The organism is uncultured Maricaulis sp., from assembly GCF_947259345.1.
Taxonomy (GTDB): domain Bacteria; phylum Pseudomonadota; class Alphaproteobacteria; order Caulobacterales; family Maricaulaceae; genus Maricaulis.
Window position 1 is genome coordinate 144,052 of sequence record NZ_CAMYLS010000007.1, and the last position, 16,670, is coordinate 160,721.

Annotated in this window: 23 protein-coding genes; 14 read left to right on the plus strand and 9 right to left on the minus strand. The window is 62.7% G+C overall.

Annotated elements, in window-relative coordinates:
• The first annotated feature begins 48 nt into the window (after nt 1-48).
• Nucleotides 49-228 (plus strand): hypothetical protein, encoded by a 180-nt coding sequence (locus Q0X62_RS04315; RefSeq protein ID WP_297732069.1) that lies wholly within the window; start codon nt 49-51, stop codon nt 226-228.
• Here Q0X62_RS04315 and Q0X62_RS04320 read toward each other — a convergent pair.
• The gene (locus Q0X62_RS04320; RefSeq protein ID WP_297732071.1) at nt 216-2,090 is read right to left on the minus strand and encodes a sodium:proton antiporter; all 1,875 of its coding nucleotides are present in this window, start codon (nt 2,088-2,090) and stop codon (nt 216-218) included. The genes Q0X62_RS04315 and Q0X62_RS04320 overlap by 13 nt on opposite strands.
• Nucleotides 2,091-2,155: 65 nt before the next feature.
• Between Q0X62_RS04320 and Q0X62_RS04325 the strand changes: the two genes are divergently transcribed.
• Nucleotides 2,156-2,413: a hypothetical protein gene (locus Q0X62_RS04325; RefSeq protein ID WP_297732073.1), complete on the plus strand. Its 258-nt coding sequence runs from the start codon at nt 2,156-2,158 to the stop codon at nt 2,411-2,413.
• Here the strand turns inward: Q0X62_RS04325 and Q0X62_RS04330 are convergent.
• The gene (locus tag Q0X62_RS04330) at nt 2,410-2,940 is read right to left on the minus strand and encodes a hypothetical protein (protein ID WP_297732076.1); all 531 of its coding nucleotides are present in this window, start codon (nt 2,938-2,940) and stop codon (nt 2,410-2,412) included. The two genes, Q0X62_RS04325 and Q0X62_RS04330, sit on opposite strands and share 4 nt — an antisense overlap.
• Before the next feature lie 62 nt (nt 2,941-3,002).
• Between Q0X62_RS04330 and Q0X62_RS04335 the strand changes: the two genes are divergently transcribed.
• Nucleotides 3,003-3,998, plus strand: coding sequence for a glycerophosphodiester phosphodiesterase family protein (locus Q0X62_RS04335; protein WP_297732079.1), 996 nt, complete (start codon nt 3,003-3,005; stop codon nt 3,996-3,998).
• 94 nt (nt 3,999-4,092) lie between these two features.
• Here Q0X62_RS04335 and Q0X62_RS04340 read toward each other — a convergent pair whose 3' ends face one another.
• Nucleotides 4,093-4,305, minus strand: coding sequence for a cold-shock protein (locus Q0X62_RS04340; RefSeq protein WP_075190102.1), 213 nt, complete (start codon nt 4,303-4,305; stop codon nt 4,093-4,095).
• A 291-nt stretch (nt 4,306-4,596) separates the two neighbouring features.
• Here Q0X62_RS04340 and Q0X62_RS04345 point away from each other — a divergent pair, with 291 nt between their 5' ends.
• Together Q0X62_RS04345 and Q0X62_RS04350 are read left to right on the plus strand one after the other, a co-directional pair.
• Nucleotides 4,597-5,184 carry a hypothetical protein gene (locus tag Q0X62_RS04345; RefSeq protein WP_297732091.1) on the plus strand — a complete coding sequence of 196 codons (588 nt, stop codon included), beginning with the start codon at nt 4,597-4,599 and terminating at the stop codon, nt 5,182-5,184.
• A complete protein-coding gene (locus Q0X62_RS04350) occupies nt 5,181-5,492 on the plus strand; it encodes a hypothetical protein (protein WP_297732094.1) in 312 nt (103 codons plus the stop codon). The genes Q0X62_RS04345 and Q0X62_RS04350 overlap by 4 nt, the downstream gene beginning before the upstream one ends.
• Here Q0X62_RS04350 and Q0X62_RS04355 read toward each other — a convergent pair.
• The gene (locus Q0X62_RS04355; protein ID WP_297732097.1) at nt 5,489-5,668 is read right to left on the minus strand and encodes a hypothetical protein; all 180 of its coding nucleotides are present in this window, start codon (nt 5,666-5,668) and stop codon (nt 5,489-5,491) included. The two genes, Q0X62_RS04350 and Q0X62_RS04355, sit on opposite strands and share 4 nt — an antisense overlap.
• Nucleotides 5,669-5,833: 165 nt before the next feature.
• Between Q0X62_RS04355 and Q0X62_RS04360 the strand changes: the two genes are divergently transcribed.
• From Q0X62_RS04360 to Q0X62_RS04375, 4 genes are all read left to right on the plus strand, one after another.
• Entirely contained in the window at nt 5,834-6,853 is a 1,020-nt protein-coding gene (locus Q0X62_RS04360) for an aspartate-semialdehyde dehydrogenase (protein WP_297732100.1), read from the plus strand.
• 104 nt (nt 6,854-6,957) lie between these two features.
• Nucleotides 6,958-7,866, plus strand: a complete 909-nt coding sequence (gene rarD / locus Q0X62_RS04365) for an EamA family transporter RarD (RefSeq protein ID WP_297732102.1) — start codon at nt 6,958-6,960, stop codon at nt 7,864-7,866.
• Between the two features lie 105 nt (nt 7,867-7,971).
• On the plus strand, nt 7,972-8,931 hold the full coding sequence (locus tag Q0X62_RS04370) for an alpha/beta hydrolase (RefSeq protein WP_297732106.1): 960 nt from the start codon (nt 7,972-7,974) through the stop codon (nt 8,929-8,931).
• A gap of 79 nt (nt 8,932-9,010) precedes the next feature.
• Nucleotides 9,011-9,412, plus strand: coding sequence for a hypothetical protein (locus tag Q0X62_RS04375; RefSeq protein WP_297732110.1), 402 nt, complete (start codon nt 9,011-9,013; stop codon nt 9,410-9,412).
• 28 nt (nt 9,413-9,440) lie between these two features.
• Here the strand turns inward: Q0X62_RS04375 and Q0X62_RS04380 are convergent, their stop codons facing one another.
• Entirely contained in the window at nt 9,441-10,580 is a 1,140-nt protein-coding gene (locus Q0X62_RS04380; RefSeq protein ID WP_297732113.1) for a serine hydrolase domain-containing protein, read from the minus strand.
• A gap of 41 nt (nt 10,581-10,621) precedes the next feature.
• Nucleotides 10,622-11,488 carry a PfkB family carbohydrate kinase gene (locus tag Q0X62_RS04385; protein WP_297732115.1) on the minus strand — a complete coding sequence of 289 codons (867 nt, stop codon included), beginning with the start codon at nt 11,486-11,488 and terminating at the stop codon, nt 10,622-10,624.
• A gap of 45 nt (nt 11,489-11,533) precedes the next feature.
• On the opposite strand from Q0X62_RS04385, the gene Q0X62_RS04390 reads away from it, so the two are divergent.
• Together Q0X62_RS04390 and arsC are read left to right on the plus strand one after the other, a co-directional pair.
• The gene (locus Q0X62_RS04390; protein ID WP_297732116.1) at nt 11,534-12,382 is read left to right on the plus strand and encodes a CoA ester lyase; all 849 of its coding nucleotides are present in this window, start codon (nt 11,534-11,536) and stop codon (nt 12,380-12,382) included.
• A gap of 85 nt (nt 12,383-12,467) precedes the next feature.
• Nucleotides 12,468-12,821, plus strand: a complete 354-nt coding sequence (gene arsC, locus Q0X62_RS04395) for an arsenate reductase (glutaredoxin) (protein ID WP_297732118.1) — start codon at nt 12,468-12,470, stop codon at nt 12,819-12,821.
• A 9-nt stretch (nt 12,822-12,830) separates the two neighbouring features.
• Here the strand turns inward: arsC and Q0X62_RS04400 are convergent, their stop codons facing one another.
• The 3 genes from Q0X62_RS04400 to Q0X62_RS04410 all read right to left on the minus strand — a co-directional run bounded on the left by Q0X62_RS04400 (nt 12,831) and on the right by Q0X62_RS04410 (nt 14,901).
• Nucleotides 12,831-13,361: a DUF4166 domain-containing protein gene (locus Q0X62_RS04400; protein ID WP_297732120.1), complete on the minus strand. Its 531-nt coding sequence runs from the start codon at nt 13,359-13,361 to the stop codon at nt 12,831-12,833.
• Nucleotides 13,362-13,369: 8 nt separating this feature from the next.
• Complete coding sequence (locus tag Q0X62_RS04405) at nt 13,370-13,894, minus strand: MarR family transcriptional regulator (protein ID WP_297732122.1); 525 nt, start codon at nt 13,892-13,894, stop codon at nt 13,370-13,372.
• 92 nt (nt 13,895-13,986) lie between these two features.
• The gene (locus Q0X62_RS04410; protein WP_297732125.1) at nt 13,987-14,901 is read right to left on the minus strand and encodes a hydrogen peroxide-inducible genes activator; all 915 of its coding nucleotides are present in this window, start codon (nt 14,899-14,901) and stop codon (nt 13,987-13,989) included.
• Between the two features lie 124 nt (nt 14,902-15,025).
• On the opposite strand from Q0X62_RS04410, the gene Q0X62_RS04415 reads away from it, so the two are divergent.
• The 3 genes from Q0X62_RS04415 (at nt 15,026) to Q0X62_RS04425 (ending at nt 16,670) form a co-directional block, all read left to right on the plus strand.
• Nucleotides 15,026-15,571, plus strand: a complete 546-nt coding sequence (locus tag Q0X62_RS04415; protein WP_297732127.1) for a peroxiredoxin — start codon at nt 15,026-15,028, stop codon at nt 15,569-15,571.
• Nucleotides 15,572-15,717: 146 nt separating this feature from the next.
• Nucleotides 15,718-16,239, plus strand: a complete 522-nt coding sequence (locus tag Q0X62_RS04420) for a carboxymuconolactone decarboxylase family protein (protein ID WP_297732130.1) — start codon at nt 15,718-15,720, stop codon at nt 16,237-16,239.
• Nucleotides 16,240-16,373: 134 nt separating this feature from the next.
• On the plus strand, nt 16,374-16,670 hold the full coding sequence (locus tag Q0X62_RS04425; RefSeq protein WP_297732132.1) for a hypothetical protein: 297 nt from the start codon (nt 16,374-16,376) through the stop codon (nt 16,668-16,670).

Sequence of the window (16,670 nt, forward strand, 5' to 3'; positions counted from 1 at the left end):
CACTGGGGACAGGCTGACGTCACGATATGGCCGAAGAGGGGCCTCATCATGTCAGTCAAGCGTTCACTTATTGTCCTTGTCGTGCTTTTGGGCGCGGCCAGCCTGTCTGGCTGCATCGCGATCTATGAAGGCCGGGATGCGGTTTGCCCGAATGGCGACCCCAATGCCGACAATTGGCCCTATTGCGGTGGCGCCGCGCCAGGTGGGTCGCAACCCTACGACGACTGATCGTCCGATTGACCGGTCGTTGCGCCCGCCTCGGGCGGCGCGAAACGGATCAGGATTGTTCCCGCCTGACTGGGGGCCTCGCGGCCGGATCCCAGAAGGTGGAAGCTTCCATTGGGCAATCGGGCCATGATCAGATCCGGGCTGTCACCGATTTCCGCGAGATAGGACTCGAGCGTATAGGTGTCGGTGAGGCGGGTATTGCGGAATCGCCATCCCTGCCACCAATCCCGCGCCAGGCTGTCATAGCCACGACCGCGCCGGATCAGGGTCCGGCCGCGCGCCGTGAAGGCGATGGCACGCGGGTCATCCTCGACCTTCTCGGCATCCACAGGCCCGTCAAAACCGGAGAGCTGGAAAACCCGGCTACGCCCCATATCCGGCCCGTATTCGATACAGACCAGAGCGTTATAGGCATCATTGGGAGAGGCCGCGAGCAGCGCCGAGAAGCGGGCCGGCTCCAGCCGATGGTCGGCGGCTTCCGACAGGACCTCGCCATAATGGATTTCATGTCCGGCCAGGCGCGCGGCCCGCAAGCGCCGCCAGCTGGTATCCGCGATCGTGACCGGGACCTCGGCTTTCTTCAGCGCATCCGCCAGCCCCAGACTCCAGGGATTGGCGCCGACGAGAAGCAGACGCTCCGGGCCTGACTGGGACAGGCCCAGCAGCTTGGCCAGCGGTGACACCGCAAACCCGCATCCGAACACGCTGATGAAAATGGTCACGAAAACCAGCGGGGCGAGAATGGCCGCGTCCTCGCGCCCCACCTCGACCAGGCTGGCCGCCAGATGCCCCGCCGCCGCCGCGGCAACGACCCCGCGCGGTCCGATAATGCCGACAAAGGCCGTTTCCTTGAGGTTCAGACCGGATCCGAATGTCGCGAGCACGACGGAGATCGGCCGGACCACCAGGATGAAGACACCGACGAATGCCAGATGCCAGCCATTGAGCGCCAACAGGTCAGCCGGGGCGAGATCAGCTGCAAGCACTACGAAGACGCTGGCCACGAGGATGGACGCAATGCCCTCCTTGAAACGCCGCATTTCCTCGATCGAGGCGAGACGGGAATTGGCAACGACGAGGCCAAACAGGGTGACCGCGACGAGGCCGGTTTCACTGGCCAGCGCATCAGCCACGGAGAAGCAGACCAGCACAGCCGCCAGGATGAGCGGCGCCTTCATCGGTTCCGGCACCCAGCCGCGCCGGAAGGCGCGCGAAAGACCCGCTCCGAAGGCAAAGCCCATGGCGGCACCGATCAGCGCGCCAAACCCAAGCGCCATGCCGGCCTCGACCCAGTCCTGACCCAGCGCGGTCTGGCGAATGGCCTCAAAGACGAAGACGGCAGACAGGGCACCGATGGGGTCATTGACGATGCCTTCCCATTTCAGCACCGAGGCTATTCGCCCGGGCAGCTTGGCCTGTCGCAATAGCGGCAGAACAACGGTCGGGCCGGTCGTGGTCAGCAGCGCCCCGATCATGGCGGAGAGATCCCAGGCCAGGCCGGCGACATAATGCAGGGCCAGCACTGCGCCAGCCCAGCCGAGCGGATATCCAAGAAAGACCATGCGCCGCACGGGGCCGGACGCGTCACGCAGCTCGCGAAAATTGAGCGTGATCCCTCCCTCGAACAGGATGACGGCCACCGCCAGCGCAATCATCGGGCGCAGGTAATCACCGAAGACAGCGCTCGGGTGGACCAGAGGTTCACCGGCCGCAAAGGCCCAGATGGGGCCGAGAATGAGACCCGCGCCCATCATCAGCACGATGGAGGGCCAGCGCAGGCGCCAGGCCAGCCATTGGGCGGCGACACCTGAACCGGCGATGAGCGCAATGGTCAGGGTGAGGTCAGGTCCGGTCTCTATCATGCGATCCTGTTAGCGCGTTTCGTTCCATTCGTCGCCCCGGAGGCGACAGACCTGGGGAGGCAAAAATGGACACTCTGCCACACGAGGCCCAACTGGCCCTGACTTCCTTCATCGCGGCCCTGCTTGTCGGCGGTCCCATCGCCCTGATCGGCGCCGGCAATGCCATTGCCATCGCCCGCTGGACCGGGACATTCATGTTGCGCCGTCGCCTCGCAACCAGCATCCTTTTCGGACTGGTCGGCAGCGCCGGACTGTTCGGATCCAGCCTGCTGGACAATCCGGGCCCTGACCTGGCGGCGCTGATCGGCCAGACCTTCTCCTAGAGCGACCCCTCTTCGGAGTGCACCAGGTCGAAGCCGATCGCGCGCCCGCCATAATCACCATTCTCGTAGAGGTCCGCATGGTCGCTGAACCAGCCGATCAGATGCGCGTGCAAACGTTCAAACACAACCGTCAGCGCAGACGCGTCGAGCGGCAGATCGAGATCGAAAACCGGCCCATTCGCGATCGCGATCTCGACATGATGACCCTTCTTCGCACAGGACAGGACGAGACGCGTCCAATCGCCGGTGCGTGACACCTTCACCGCCAGGCCGAAGCTGATGACCCCCAACGGCAAGAAACCCTTCCCCGATACGGAGAAAGCCCCGGACCTGTACGGTTGCGGCGACCATGCCCCCTCGGGGGGAACCAGGTGCACACACACGCTATCACCCGTCCCCAGAAATCGACAAAACCCGGTCGAGACATTCTCGGCCACCGAACGGATCACGGCGTAATTGTCCAGCGAGCAAGCGCCATAGCGTTCCGCCGCATCGGCAAGCTCATCAAACCGGCTCTTGTCGCGCATTTGTCACTCCCGTGCGATACCGGCTCAGGCTAGTGTGCAAATCGGCAAAGCGGGAGGGGGCGATGCGACAAATCTTTACGGGGATTGGGATTCTGCTCGGGCTCGCGTCCTGTGGGCCCGCGACAGAGAGCCCGCAGCCGCATGTCTGGACAACGCTGAATGGTCAGCCACCCCTGATCATCGCCCATCGCGGCGCCTCGGGCGACCGGCCTGAACACACACTTGAAGCCTATGCACTCGCGATCGAACAGGGCGCGGACGTGATCGAACCGGATCTGGTCATGACCGCCGACGGTGTTCTGGTGGTGCGGCATGATCATTATCTCTCGACGACGACCGACGTCGCGGACCATCCCGAATTCGCAGACCGCCGCCGCACCCAAGGGGATCGCGAGGATTGGTGGATCGAGGATTTCACCCTCGCCGAAATCCGAACCTTGCGTGCGCGCCAACCCTGGCCGCAACGGGATGCCGGCTTCAATGATCAATTCGGGATTCCCACGTTCGAGGAGGTGCTTGACCTGGCCGCCGAGCACGGCGTCCGCACGGAGCCTGAGGTGAAGGCGCCGGGTCACTTCACGGCCATCGGCCTCGACCCGCTGCCGATTTTGGTCGAAATCCTGCGCGCCCGCGGCCTGGATAGGGCTGACGCGCCGACCGCCATCCAGTGTTTCGAGCCGGGCTTTCTCGCGCGCCTCGATGAAGAGGTCGACACCCAGCTCCTGATGCTGGTTTTCCCGATGATTGAGCTGGACCCGGAAGCCGATCCACTCACGCCGACCGTCTCACTGGAAGACGCGGCCGCCTTTGCCGACGGGGTCGGCCCCTCGAAGGCCCTGCTGATTGCGGCGGACGGCTCTGATACCGGCTTCGTGGCACGCGCCCATGAGCTGGGGCTCGCGGTTCATCCCTGGACTTTCCGCGATGATATCCCGGTCTCCGAGGACATCGATATCGAGGCCGAGCTGCGGCGCATCTACGCGCTTGGTGTGGATGGTGTCTTCACCGACTTCCCGGCGACGGCGGTTCAAGTCCGCGATGCAATGACGGCCGGCTGATCCTGTTCAGCTCACGAGAGTCCGCGCAAAGAAAAACGGCGTGGAGCTGCAGCTCCACGCCGTTTCCCTTAGATCTTGCGATCCCTGAACTGCCTTAGTCGGCCAGCTGCAGGTCAACCGCCTTCGGACCCTTGCCGCGACGATCCGGCTCGGTTTCGAAGGAGACTTTCTGGCCATCTTCCAGACCCGGCAGGCCAGACGCCTGGACAGCCGAGATGTGCACGAAGACGTCATTGCCGCCCTCGTCCGGAGTGATGAAGCCAAAGCCTTTGCTCTGGTTGAAGAATTTAACGACACCTGTAGCCATTAGAGGGAACCTTCCCAGTATGCATGCCCCGCGTCCGGGCAAAAAATAAAGTCAGCATCAGCGTCCTGACACCGGTATTACGGACGTAGAAAGTCGGGGAAGGCTGAAGTCTCTGGGCCCGATGGGACCCTGCTTTTGAGGCAGGCACCGGGTAGGCGATCAGTTTTCCGTCCGGCCAGTTCGGCCGCCCGTTGCCAAACTTATGCGCATGAAATCGCGCCCAACGCAAATGAAACTCCTGTGGCGCGACGCGATTGGAGCGGCATAATCGAGCCTAGGGAGACCGTGTCCATGACCGAGCATGACCGCAACCAATACGTCCTGTCTTTTGGCGCCGTCGCCATGTCAGCTGTCGCCCTGCTTTTCGCCTTCCTGGAATTGCGGTCTTCCGATCGCCAGCTCGACGCCTCGGTCTGGCCCTATGTCGATGCCACATTCGCGCTCAACTCAGATGCCGGCAGCCTGACCTTGTCCAACAAGGGGCTCGGACCGGCCCTCATCCACGAATTCCGGATTTTGTACGAGGGCGAGGAAATCCGTCATCCGATGGAGTTGCCGCAGTTTGATGCCCTGGTCGGAGCGTACTCGGTGACGACCGCATCCGCGCCGAGCTCCGTCCTGTCAGTGGGCGAGGATCTGGTCGTGTTCGACATTCGCGGCGATGATGTCGGTGAACGCATGCAGGCCGCCCTGCGCGGCCTGGAGCTTGAAATCTGCTATTGCTCGCTGAACGGTGCCTGCTGGAGTAATGCGTCCGAAGCCAATTTCCGTCAGCCAATCGCAGCATGCGCGGTCCAGGATGTCGACATTGACGACGCGCTGGATATTTTCCGCGATATCAATGCGCCCGCTGCCGGCACGCCGGAGGATGAAGGATGAGCCGCCGCCGTTTTCTCGAACGCACCCGACGCAATCGCGAGGAGCAATCCCGGGCCCGGCGCAGCTTCAATCCGGCGACAATGATCAGGCTCGCCTTCTTCGGCGTGGCGATCGTGGTCGGCGCCGCGGTCTATGTGGGTTTCTGGCGTCAGGGTGAGACCATCTATGACGGCCCCTGGGGCATGCTCCAACGCCTGATCACGCCGCTCTTTTTCGGCATCAACGCCCTCGAGCTGATCGTGATCGCGCTGGGCGGCCTGGTCGCCTGGCGCATCTGGCTGCGGATGAAGCGACCGCGCCAGCGCTAGAAATTGTTCGAATTATTGATCGTGTTCATGGCGTCAGCAGCCTTGTTGCCCTGGTCCGGCATGTCGGAATTGGGCTTGGACTTGCCCTTGTAGACAAGCGACATGACCACCACGAACAAGACCATGAAAACCACGGCCCCGCCGAAAAACAATCCGATCATCATTATCGGGTCCATAGCATCCTCCCAGCTGAACCGGCCGCAAGATTAGAAATTTTTGCCCGCCCGGTCCAGAAGAGCGACGCCATACCGCAAAATCAGCCTAGCCAGTGCCCTATTGCGGGTTTATGTGCACCCGTTCGGCATGGATAAACCCCTGGGCAAGTGAAAGGTCATCACGCAATGGGCGTCAAAATAGCAGTATTCGGAGCCACCGGAGCCGTGGGCAAGGAAATGCTCACCATTCTCGCGGAGCGCCTTTTCCCGGCAGACGAAGTCCATGCCCTGGCCAGCCGAAAATCCATGGGAGTCGAGCTCTCCTATGGCGACACCACTTTGCGCTGCAAGAATGCCGAGAGCTTTGATTTTTCCAGCGTCGATCTTGTCCTGATGTCGGCCGGCGGGGACGTGTCGAAAGAGTGGACACCGAAGATCACCAAGGCCGGCGCCATCGTGGTCGATAATTCCTCGGCCTGGCGCATGGATCCGGACGTCCCGCTCGTGGTGCCGGAGGTCAATCTGGACGCGCTCGACGGGGTGAAGAAGAAGCGGATCGTCGCCAACCCGAACTGCTCGACCATTCAGCTTGTTGTGGCCCTGAAGCCGATCCATGACCGCGTCGGCATCAAGCGCGTCAATTGCGCGACCTACCAGTCCGTGTCCGGCGGCGGCCAGGCCGCCATGGACGAGCTGTGGACCCAGACCAAGGGGATCTATGTCAACGATCCGATCGAGCCCCAGGTCTTCACCAAGCAGATCGCCTTCAATGTCATCCCCCATATCGACAGCTTCATGGAGGATGGTTCCACCAAGGAAGAGTGGAAGATGATGGTGGAGACGAAGAAGATCCTCGACACCAAGATCAAGCTCTTCGCCACCTGCGCCCGCGTCCCGGTCTTTGTCGGCCACTCCATCGCCGCCCATCTCGAACTGAACGCCCCGATGTCGTCGGGCGAAGCGCGCGACTTGCTGCGCGAAAGCCCGGGCCTGATGGTGATCGACAAGCGTGAGGACGAGGGTTACGTGACCCCGGTCGAATGCGTCGGCGAGTTCGCCACCTTCGTGTCCCGCGTCCGCGAAGACCCGACCGTGGATAATGGTCTGGCGCTGTGGATCGTCTCTGACAATCTGCGCAAGGGTGCGGCCCTCAATGCCGTACAGATCGCGGAAGGCCTGCTCAACAAGGGTCTGATTGGCCGCTGAAAACTGCGCGCAGGCTGACGCAGACCGGCCATGCGCAAGAAGCGGGTCGTCATCGACAGGCGGGCTCCCTATGTGCGATGCACGACATCGACCAAGGAGCCCGCATGTCCACCGAGACTTCCACCGATATGCGGCGCGCCCTGGCGGCCGGTCTCTCCGGATATCTTATCTGGGGTGTGTCGCCGCTTTTCTTCCAGACGCTCGGCTTTGCCAGCGCGGTCGAGATCATCCTCCATCGCGTCGTCTGGGCGGTTCCGCTCCTCGCAGCGACCCTGCTCGTGTCTGGCCGCCTGCGGGCCGCGCTGGGTGTGCTGTCCGACCGGCGAATCCTGCTGACCCTGCTCGCGACCTCGGCCCTGATCTCGGTCAATTGGTGGGGCTTCATCTTTGCGGTCAATAGCGGCCAGGTCCTGCAGGCCTCGCTGGGCTATTACATCAATCCGCTGATGAGCGTCGCGGTCGGCGTTGTCATCCTGCGCGAGCCGCTCGGCCCGTGGCGGATCGCCGCCATCTCGCTGGCCGCGCTCGGCGTCATCAACCAGATCCTCACCGTTGGTGAAGTGCCCTGGATTTCGCTGATGCTGGCAACGACCTTCACGGCCTACGGCTATCTGCGCAAGGTCGCCGCCGTGGACGGCCGGGTCGGGCTGTTGTGGGAAACGCTCTTCCTCCTGCCCTTTGCCATTATCGGCCTGATCTGGCTTCAGGCGACCGGCGCCGGGCATTTCCTTGAATCACCGCTCCAGGCCGGCCTGCTCATTGCGGCCGGTGCGGTCACCGTGGTTCCGCTCCTGCTTTATACGATCGGCGTGCGGGGCCTGCGCCTGTCGACCATGGGACTGATGCAATTCCTCGCCCCCTCCATCCAGTTCGGGATCGGAATTGCGAGCGGTGAGCCCTTCGAGACCGGCCACATGATCACCTTTGCGCTGATCTGGTCCGGCGTGGCCTGTTTTGCCTGGAGCCAGATCCGCCGTGATCGCAAGCTTGACGCGCTGGCAGAGGATGCCTGAGACCTCCGCGTCACGCTTGACCCATGCCGGTCGCTGCTCTCTCCTGCCGCCAACCCGCAATGATTTGATCCCGCTGACCAATCGGGACCGTGACGAGGCTGCCGCATGACTGATTTTCCGACACCGCAACGGATCGCCACCAACGGGATCGAGCTCTCTGTCCATCTGGCGGGACCCGAGACCGGGCAGCCGCTTCTGCTCGTCCACGGCTGGCCCGAGCTGGCCTATTCCTGGAAAAACCAGATCAGCGTCCTCGCCGAAGCCGGCTACCGGGTGATCGCGCCGGACCTGCGCGGGATTGGCGGTTCGGACTGCCCGAGCGGGGTCGAGGCCTACGACATCGACACAATGATCGCCGACCTGACGGGCCTGCTCGATGCGCTGGGCCATAACAAGGCGGTCTGGGTCGGCCATGACTGGGGCGGGATCATCACCTGGCATGCGGCCATGCTGGCTGCAGACCGGTTTGACGGCGTGATCGGGGTCAATACGCCTCACCTGCCGCGCGGCGCCCAGCCGCCAACCGAAGCCTTCCGCGAGATTGGCGGCGAGGATCACTATATCCTGCGCTTCCAGGAGCCCGGCTATGCGGAAAGCGTGTTCGAGGGCAAGGAGGACGACTTCTTCGCCTTCATCTTCGGCGCCCCGCCGAAAATCGGAAAGCTTGAAGACTATTTCCCGGACATCACCCATATTCCGGCGCAGTTCGAGACATTCGAGGGCCGACCGGAAAAGCGGATCGTCGTCAAACCCGAAGATCGCGCCGTCTATGCCGAGGCTTATCGCAAGACGGGTTTCGGACCGGGCATCAATCTCTACCGGAATTTCGACGCCAACTGGCAGCGCATGGGCGGTGTCGACCACCGGATTTCCCTGCCCTGCCTGATGGTCTCGGCCGAGCTCGACTTCATGCTGCCGCCCAAGCTGGCCGGATGGATGCCGGCACTGTGCAAGGACAGCGAGTTTGCCGTGATCGAAGGCTGCGGCCACTGGACGATGTGGGAAGCCCCGGACGAGCTGAATGCCTACCTTCTGGAATGGCTGGAGCGTCGCTTCCCGGCCTGATCAAGCGTGCCGCGAAGAAAGCTGGCGCGCCGGTCCACGAACATGTCTAGAATACCCCCATTCAACTCCGGGGAGCCAAATGGGCAAGGCACACTGGATACTTCATCGCGACCTCAAGATCGCCGAACTCGTTTTCGGCGCCGACACATCGATGTTGAATTTGCGACATTCCATCGCAGAATTGCCCGGCATGCCGGGCTGGCAGCCAGACTTCAATATGTTGCTGATCATCGGTGACTTTGCTTCGCTCGAGACATTTACGCCAACCGCCATGAAGGACCACCAGACCTTCATGCGGGACTGGAATGAGCGTTACCGCGCCGGCCACTCACCAAAGACAGCGCTGGTGTGCGCCGATGATCTCAAACGCATCATCCCGGAGCTCTGGTCCGCCATGACCCGGGAAGGCTGGAAAACGAAGATCGAGGTTTTCACCAATCGCCCCGAAGCGTTGGACTGGCTGGCCGCCGACGAGGCGTAACCACACAACTGCGCTTCGTGATCGCCGACTAAAGACAGCCGTAAACCGCCTCGATGATCCGAACCGGGCGCGGATCGCCGGCCAGATAGTGATGCTGTCGGTTCATGACATAGGCGCCGGTCAGATTGCGCACCGGATCGGCAAAGGCGCAGGATCCGCCCCAGCCGGAATGACCGACCGTTTCCGGCGTCTGTCCGTAGAAGCCTGGCGATACATTGCGCATGATGCCGGCACCCCAGGAGAGGTCGAAGGGCAGGACCTTGTCAGGCCCGTGGACGCGTTCCCTGACCAGCTCGGCCAGGGTCGCCTCCGAAATGAAGCGTTTGCCCTCCAGCTTTCCGCCATCGGCATAGGCGGTCATCAAGCGGGCGAGCGACCGGGCGGTGGCGTGGGCGTTGGCCGCCGGGAATTCGGCCTTGCGCCACTCGGTGGCGCCGCGCCGACCCGGCGAGGACCAGGGTTTGAGAAAGGCCAGCTTGCGCGGTGTATTCAGCTCACCCAGATCGGGCACCTGACGCGGCATGGCATGCTCGGCCGTGCGAGCATGCTCGCTCTCGGGCAGGCCGACATGAAAATTGATCTCGCGCGGACCGCAGACTTCCTCGCGCAGGATGGCACCGATCGACCGGCCATCCGTGCGGCGCGCCAAAGCATCGGCAATGAAGCCAAACGTGACCGGATGATAGCCCGATCCTGTTCCCAGCTCCCAGAGCGGGACCTGACGCGCCAGCCTGTCCTCGATTTTGGCCGCATCAAACCAGTCGCCGGCATCCATTTCCTCAGCAATTCCGGACAGACCGGCCTGGTGGGACAGGGCTTCAGCCACTGTCACCGCGGATTTGCCGCCAGCACCGAATTCGGGCCAGTAATCGGAGACCGGCGCGTCATAACGCAGCAGACCCCGATCCACGAGGCGGGCCATCACCAGCGCCGCGATCGCCTTGCCGGTGGAATAGACCGGAACCAGCGTATCGGCTTGCCAGTCCCGCGATCTCTTGCGGTCGGCCCAACCGGCATGGATATCAACCACCATTTCGCCATCGACGGACAGTGCGAAACCGGCGCCGATCTCGTCCTGGTCTTTCCAGTTGGCGAGGAAGGCATCGGCCACAGGTTCGAAACCGGTGGCGACATGGCCATGGAGGGCGGGCAAAGTGTCTGTGCTCATGACAAACTGGCTAACGCGCGCCGCGGCAGCGATCAAGCGAGCTAAACCGCCTCGGCTTCAAGCGCGATCAAAGGCGCCGTCAGAACATCGGCTGCGGCGACCAACGGCAGCTCGGGCGCAGACCATTCGTGCGCCCGCATGACGAGGCTGACGGTCGACGCCACGGACTGCTCCAGCGCGGTGCGGGCATCATCGCCGGCCAGCAGATGATTGATGAAGGCGGCGGTGAGCGCATCGCCGGTTCCGTTGGGCGCCTTGGGAAGGCGGTCATGGGTCACCAGCCAGGCCTCATCAGAGTCGACGTACAGCACGCCGATTTGCCCGTGTCGCGGCAGGGAAGAAACCAGGACGGGCCGCTCCATGGCCCGCGCGGCCCGAACCATCGAGGCCAGGTCGGTCAGCGGTCGTCCGGTGATATGCCCCAGCTCAAACAGGTTGGGTGTGACCAGGTCAGCGCGGGTGATCAGCTGGTCCTTGATGGCCGCCGCGATGGCTGGCGACACATAGAGTCCCCCCGGCGCATCGCCCATGATCGGGTCGACAACGATAATCGGCTTTGGCAAAGCCGCCTTGACGCCCTTGTTGACGCGCCGACCCTTGCGCACCACATCAATGACGGAGGCCGTGTCGAAGACCTGTCCCACATCGGCGAAATAGCCGGTCAGGACGATATCGGTGATGTCGAGCAAACCCTGGTCGGCAATACCGGAGAGAACCCCCTCGAACTGGTCCTGCTCGACCGGACCGCCACCGGGTTCACCCCAACCGGGATGCCGCCCGTACAGCACGGTCGGAACAAGCATGGTGTCGGTCCCGGCGGAATTGAGCACACGCTGAGAGACCCCGCCTCCAACCATGGAAGCGGCCACATGACTGGAAAGGATCAGCGCCATCGGCATGGAAAACATGCTATATCCAAAACCTCACCGAGCAGAAGCCCCGGAAACGACTTGATGCGCCGACTGATCCGTTCAGCCCTTTTTGTGCCTGCCTCCAAGCCACGCGCCATCGAGAAGGCCGCCCATGTCGGCGCGGACTTGCTGATCCTTGATCTGGAAGATGCGGTCGGACCGGAAGAAAAGACCGATGCACGCGCCGTGGTCGACGATGCCTTGCGCAGCTGGGAGTCTTCCGGTGCGATACGGGCTATCCGTATCAATGCGCTCGAGACCGAATGGGGCGCGGCCGATCTGCGCAGCGCGGCCCGGGCCGATGCCGTTATCCTTCCCAAGGTGGAGCAGGTCGGCGACCTCCACGCCGCGCGCTCGGCCCTGAGCTCGCACGGCTCCTCCATTCCGATCTGGGCAATGATCGAGACCCCCCGCGCGCTGCTCGCGCTCAACGCGATCGCCAGCGCGGTCGGCACAGGCCTGGCCGGACTGATTGCCGGGACCAATGATCTCAGCAAGGAGTTGCGCTGCTCGCTCGAGCATGACCGGCTCGCCCTGGTGCCCCATCTGGTGAATATGGTCTGCGCCGCCCGCGCGCGTGGTCTCTATGTTCTGGATGGCGTGTATAACCATTTCCGTGACCCCAAGGGCTTCCGGTCCGAAGCTGAACAGGGACGCGCGCTGGGCTTTGACGGCAAGACCCTGATCCATCCTGGGCAGGTGGACCTGGCCCATCTCTATTTCGGACCAACTTCACGGGATCTGGAGCAGGCGGCCAAAGTCGTTGCGGCCTTCGCTGATCCGGAAAATGCCGGAAAAGGCGTGATTTCACTGGATGGCGACATGGTCGAACGGCTTCATCTGGACGCCGCGCGGGCCCTGCTTTCAACCGCCGGCGAAAATGATTCCTGACCACAGAAATGCAGATGAAACGCAGGCGAAGACTTGATGTTGCAGCACAAGACCGGCTTTCATGGCTGCTCTTGAGGGACCTTAAATGACCGATTCGACGATTATCTGGCACAATCCGCGCTGTTCGAAATCCCGGCAGACGCTGGCCCTGCTCGAAGCCCGCGGCGGCGAGCTTGAGGTCCGCGACTATATGGATGACACGCCTAGCGTGGCCGAACTGAAGGCCGTGATGAAGAAGCTTGGCTTCGTCTCCGCCCATGAGTGGCTGCGCAAGGCAGAAGCCGACTATCGCGAGCTCGGCCTCAAGGCGGTCGAGGACGAAGAAGCTCTCTTCAAGGCGATGACTGAATACCCAAAACTGATTGAACGTCCGGTCGTCATTTACGGCGACAAGGCCATGATCGGTCGTCCGCCGGAGCAGGTCCTCGAACTGTTCTGAGGCGAGTCGTTAATCGACCGCTACTTCCAGACGCCCCTGATATCTCACCACACGCCCGATCAGCGGCATGCAGAGCGCGACGTCGAAGAGATGTGCGTGTCCGTCGGCGCGTTCACGGGCCCGGATTCGCGGCCACAGCGCACGCGGCAGGGCCAGTGACCACAGCTTCACGCCGACCTGGTCGAATACCAGCTCACCCTCATCATGTCGCAGGCCGAATGCGAGGCTGAACGGACCGAAACGCTCTGTCAGACGCCCCGCCAAGCGCCCCTGGCGCGTCGCGAAATGGCGACCGTCATACCACCGCTCCAGCAATTCTCCGCCGTCGATGCGACTGACCCGAACCAGCGCAGGCAAGTCGCGGCCGGGCTTTGGCAAGCCCAGAATGGCAGCGAACATAGTGGCGAAAGGGTTTCGACCGCGGACAATATCAACCCGACCTTCAAAAAGAGCCACGGGGTCGGGGCTGTGCAGCCGCTGCGTTACCGCCGCGAGTTTGTCCCAGTCCTGGCCCAGCAAGGCCTGGTAAAGGTGTGTCATGGCGCGCCTCACCCACCGACAAAGCGGGCAATTCGGCTGCCCATTTCCATCAGCTTGATCAGGGTCCCCTGCGGAAGTTTGCGGATCTGCGCATACCAGCTGGTCAGATTGGTCACAAAGCCTTCCATGCGCCGCAGACGCTGGACCGCCAGCTTCGGCGTGTCCGGGTCCGCCTCCGCGGCATCGGCACACTCGCGCAGGATTTCGATCATCGGATCGATCTCGCGCTGCTTGCGCGCTTCGGCAATCGCCATCAGCATGTCCCAGGGTTCATGGGTCGCGGTGAAATGGTCGCGGCGATCGCCCAGCACATGCTCGCGTTTCACAAGTCCCAGTGCCTGCAGTTCTTTCAGCGAGTTGGAAACATTCGAGCGGGCGATCTGGAGCACCTCGGTGATCTCCTCTGCGTGCAAGGGCGCCTCCGCGAGATAGAGGAGGGCGTGGATCTGGGCGATTGACCGGTTCACGCCCCAACGGGCGCCCATCTCGCCCCAGTGAAGGACGAAACGCTGCATGGGGGCCGAGAGCTTCAAGGGGTCTACCTTTCCTCAATTTCTGTCGTGACAGAAACTAACAGGGTGCAGGCGCCCTGTCCCGTGTCCCCATGACGCAGCGCACCGGAATGCTAGGATCCGCCGCTTGGCGCGGTCTGCAGGATGTCGCGGATCGCATCGCCGAGCTGGATTGCTTCATCCGAGCGGGCTGAGCCCTTGCGCCAGGCCACACCGATCTCCCGGCCAACCACGGGCGGATCAAAGGGCCGGACTTCGAGGCCCATGCGATCAACCAGGCCCGCATCGACGGCCATTCGCGGCAGGAGAGTCGCGCCAAGGCCCGACTTCACCATGTGAACCAGCGTGTGCAGGCTGGTGGCGGCAAAATCCGAGCGTGCGGAGCCCGTTGCACAGGCCGCCAGCGCATGGTCGCGCAGGCAATGCCCGTCTTCGAGCAGAAGCAGAGGCTCCTCCGACAGGTCAGACGGTGCGAGTGTCTTCTTCCGGGCCAGCGCATGATCCGGCGGTGCGGCGAACAGGAATTCATCAGCCCAAACCGCATGCGTTTCGATCATCGGCGCGTCATAGGGCAGCGCAATCAGGGCCGCATCGATCCGACGCTCGCGCAGCGCATCGAACAAGCGATCTGTCAGGTCTTCCCTCAGAAAGAGTTCGATATCGGGGAAGCGCTCCCGCAGTGCCGGCAGGACGCGCGGCAGCAGGAAGGGCGCGATGGTCGGTATCACCCCCAGCTTGAAAGGGCCGGAGAGCGGTTCGCCGGCGGCCTGGGCGGCAATGACCAGATCCTCGGCTTCGGTCATGACCCGGCGCGCCCGCTCCAGCACGGCCTCGCCGGCGGGCGTCAGCACGGCGCCGCGCGCACCGCGCTCGACCAGGACAGTGCCGAGAATGGCTTCCAGCTCCTTGATGGCGGCGCTAAGTGTCGGCTGTGTCACGAACACCGCCTCGGCTGCGCGCGAGAAACTTCCGTGCTCGGCGAGGGCGATAATAAACTGCAGCTGGCGAAGAGTCGGGAGTTGGGACATGGGTATAGATATTACCTATGACTTCTCCAAATACAATCCATTGGATTTATCCTGAAACGCTCGCCATATCGACATCATTCTAAACGCCGGCGCTCAAGCCGGCCCGTCCAAATGGAGAGACTCAATGCTGGGTATCGGCGAAAAACTTCCGGAATTTGAAATCGTTGGCGTGAAGCCGGGCTTCAACGCTCACGAGGAAAATGGCGAGTCGGCATTCGAGCCGATCAACCAGGACAGCTTTGACGGCAAGTGGAAGGTCATCTTCTTCTATCCGAAGGACTTCACCTTCGTCTGCCCGACCGAAATCGTCGCCTTCGCCAATCTCGCCGAAGAGTTTGCCGATCGCGACGCGGTCGTGATGGGCGGTTCCTCGGACAATGAGTTCTGCAAGCTGGCCTGGCGCCGCGAGCATCCGGATCTGGACAAGCTCGGCATGTGGCAATTTGCCGACACCACCGGCTCGCTGATCGACAGCCTCGGCATCCGTTCCGAGGAAGGCGTCGCCTATCGCGCCACCTTCGTGGTCGACCCGCACAATGTGATCCAGCACGTCTACGTCACCAATCTCAATGTCGGCCGCAACCCGGAAGACACGCTGCGCGTCCTCGACGCCCTGCAGACGGACGAGCTGTGCCCGTGCAACCGCCCGGTTGGCGGTGACACGCTGTAATCCAGCTGGACTGACGGCGGCCCGCCTCGCGCGGGCTGCCACCTGCCCTGGAGCCGCCCTCCTGTGTCGGCTCATGACTGGACCGGTGCACGGCTCCAGGGCGCTTCTCCCCCCCGATCACAGACCGCACCAGATGGGAGCGAATGATGTCGCTTGACGCCTTGAAGAACGAATTGCCGGACTACGCCAAGGACCTGAAGCTGAACCTGTCCTCGCTTGGCCGTGAAACCGAACTCGACACGCAAAAGAAGTGGGGCTGCTTCCTCGCCTCTGCCCATGCGGTCGGCGAGCCCAAGACCCTGGCGGCCATCAGCGCAGCCGCCGAATCCGAGCTGAGCCCGGAAGCCATCAATGCGGCCAAAGCCGCGTCGGCAATCATGGGTATGAATAATGTCTATTACCGCTTCGTCCACCTGGCGAAGAACAAGGAATACGGCACGCTTCCGGCCAAGCTGCGGATGAATATCCTGGCCAATCCGGGCGTCGACAAGGCCGACTTCGAGCTGTGGTCGCTGGCCGTGTCCGCCATCAATGGCTGCGGCCTGTGCATTGACAGCCACGAAGCCGAGCTGCGCAAGCACGGCCTGACCACAAGCCAGATCCAGGCCGCCGTGAGGATCGCCGCCACGGTGAACGCAGTCGCGGCGGTTATCACGGCTGAAGGCTGAATTGCGGGGTTTTCCGCAGTGCGGGAGCGTGACTGAAAATCCGCTCCCAAAATGCTGAAAAACTGCCTCAAAACCGGCTTTTGCACAGGCCAGTTGCATTAGAAAAAATAAGTCCGTATAATGAGTGTATGTCGATGATAGATCATACACTCGATCCGCTGCCGAGGCGGACCACACGCACGGACCATGACGTCCGCGGCGGCCGTATCTGGTTCTCCCGCGAGACGATCAACAAGGCGCGCAGCTATGACGATGTGTCCTGGCTTCAGGTTTCCCGCACAGCCCAGATTGGCGTCGGCCTTGCGGCCGCCGGCCTTCTGCTCGGCATGGGCGGCGCCAGCTCCCTGCTGATCCTGTCCGGCGTTGCGGCCATTGCCATCAACATGCCGGCCCTGATCCTCAAGGCTGCCTACGCCGCCAAGGCGGGCTGA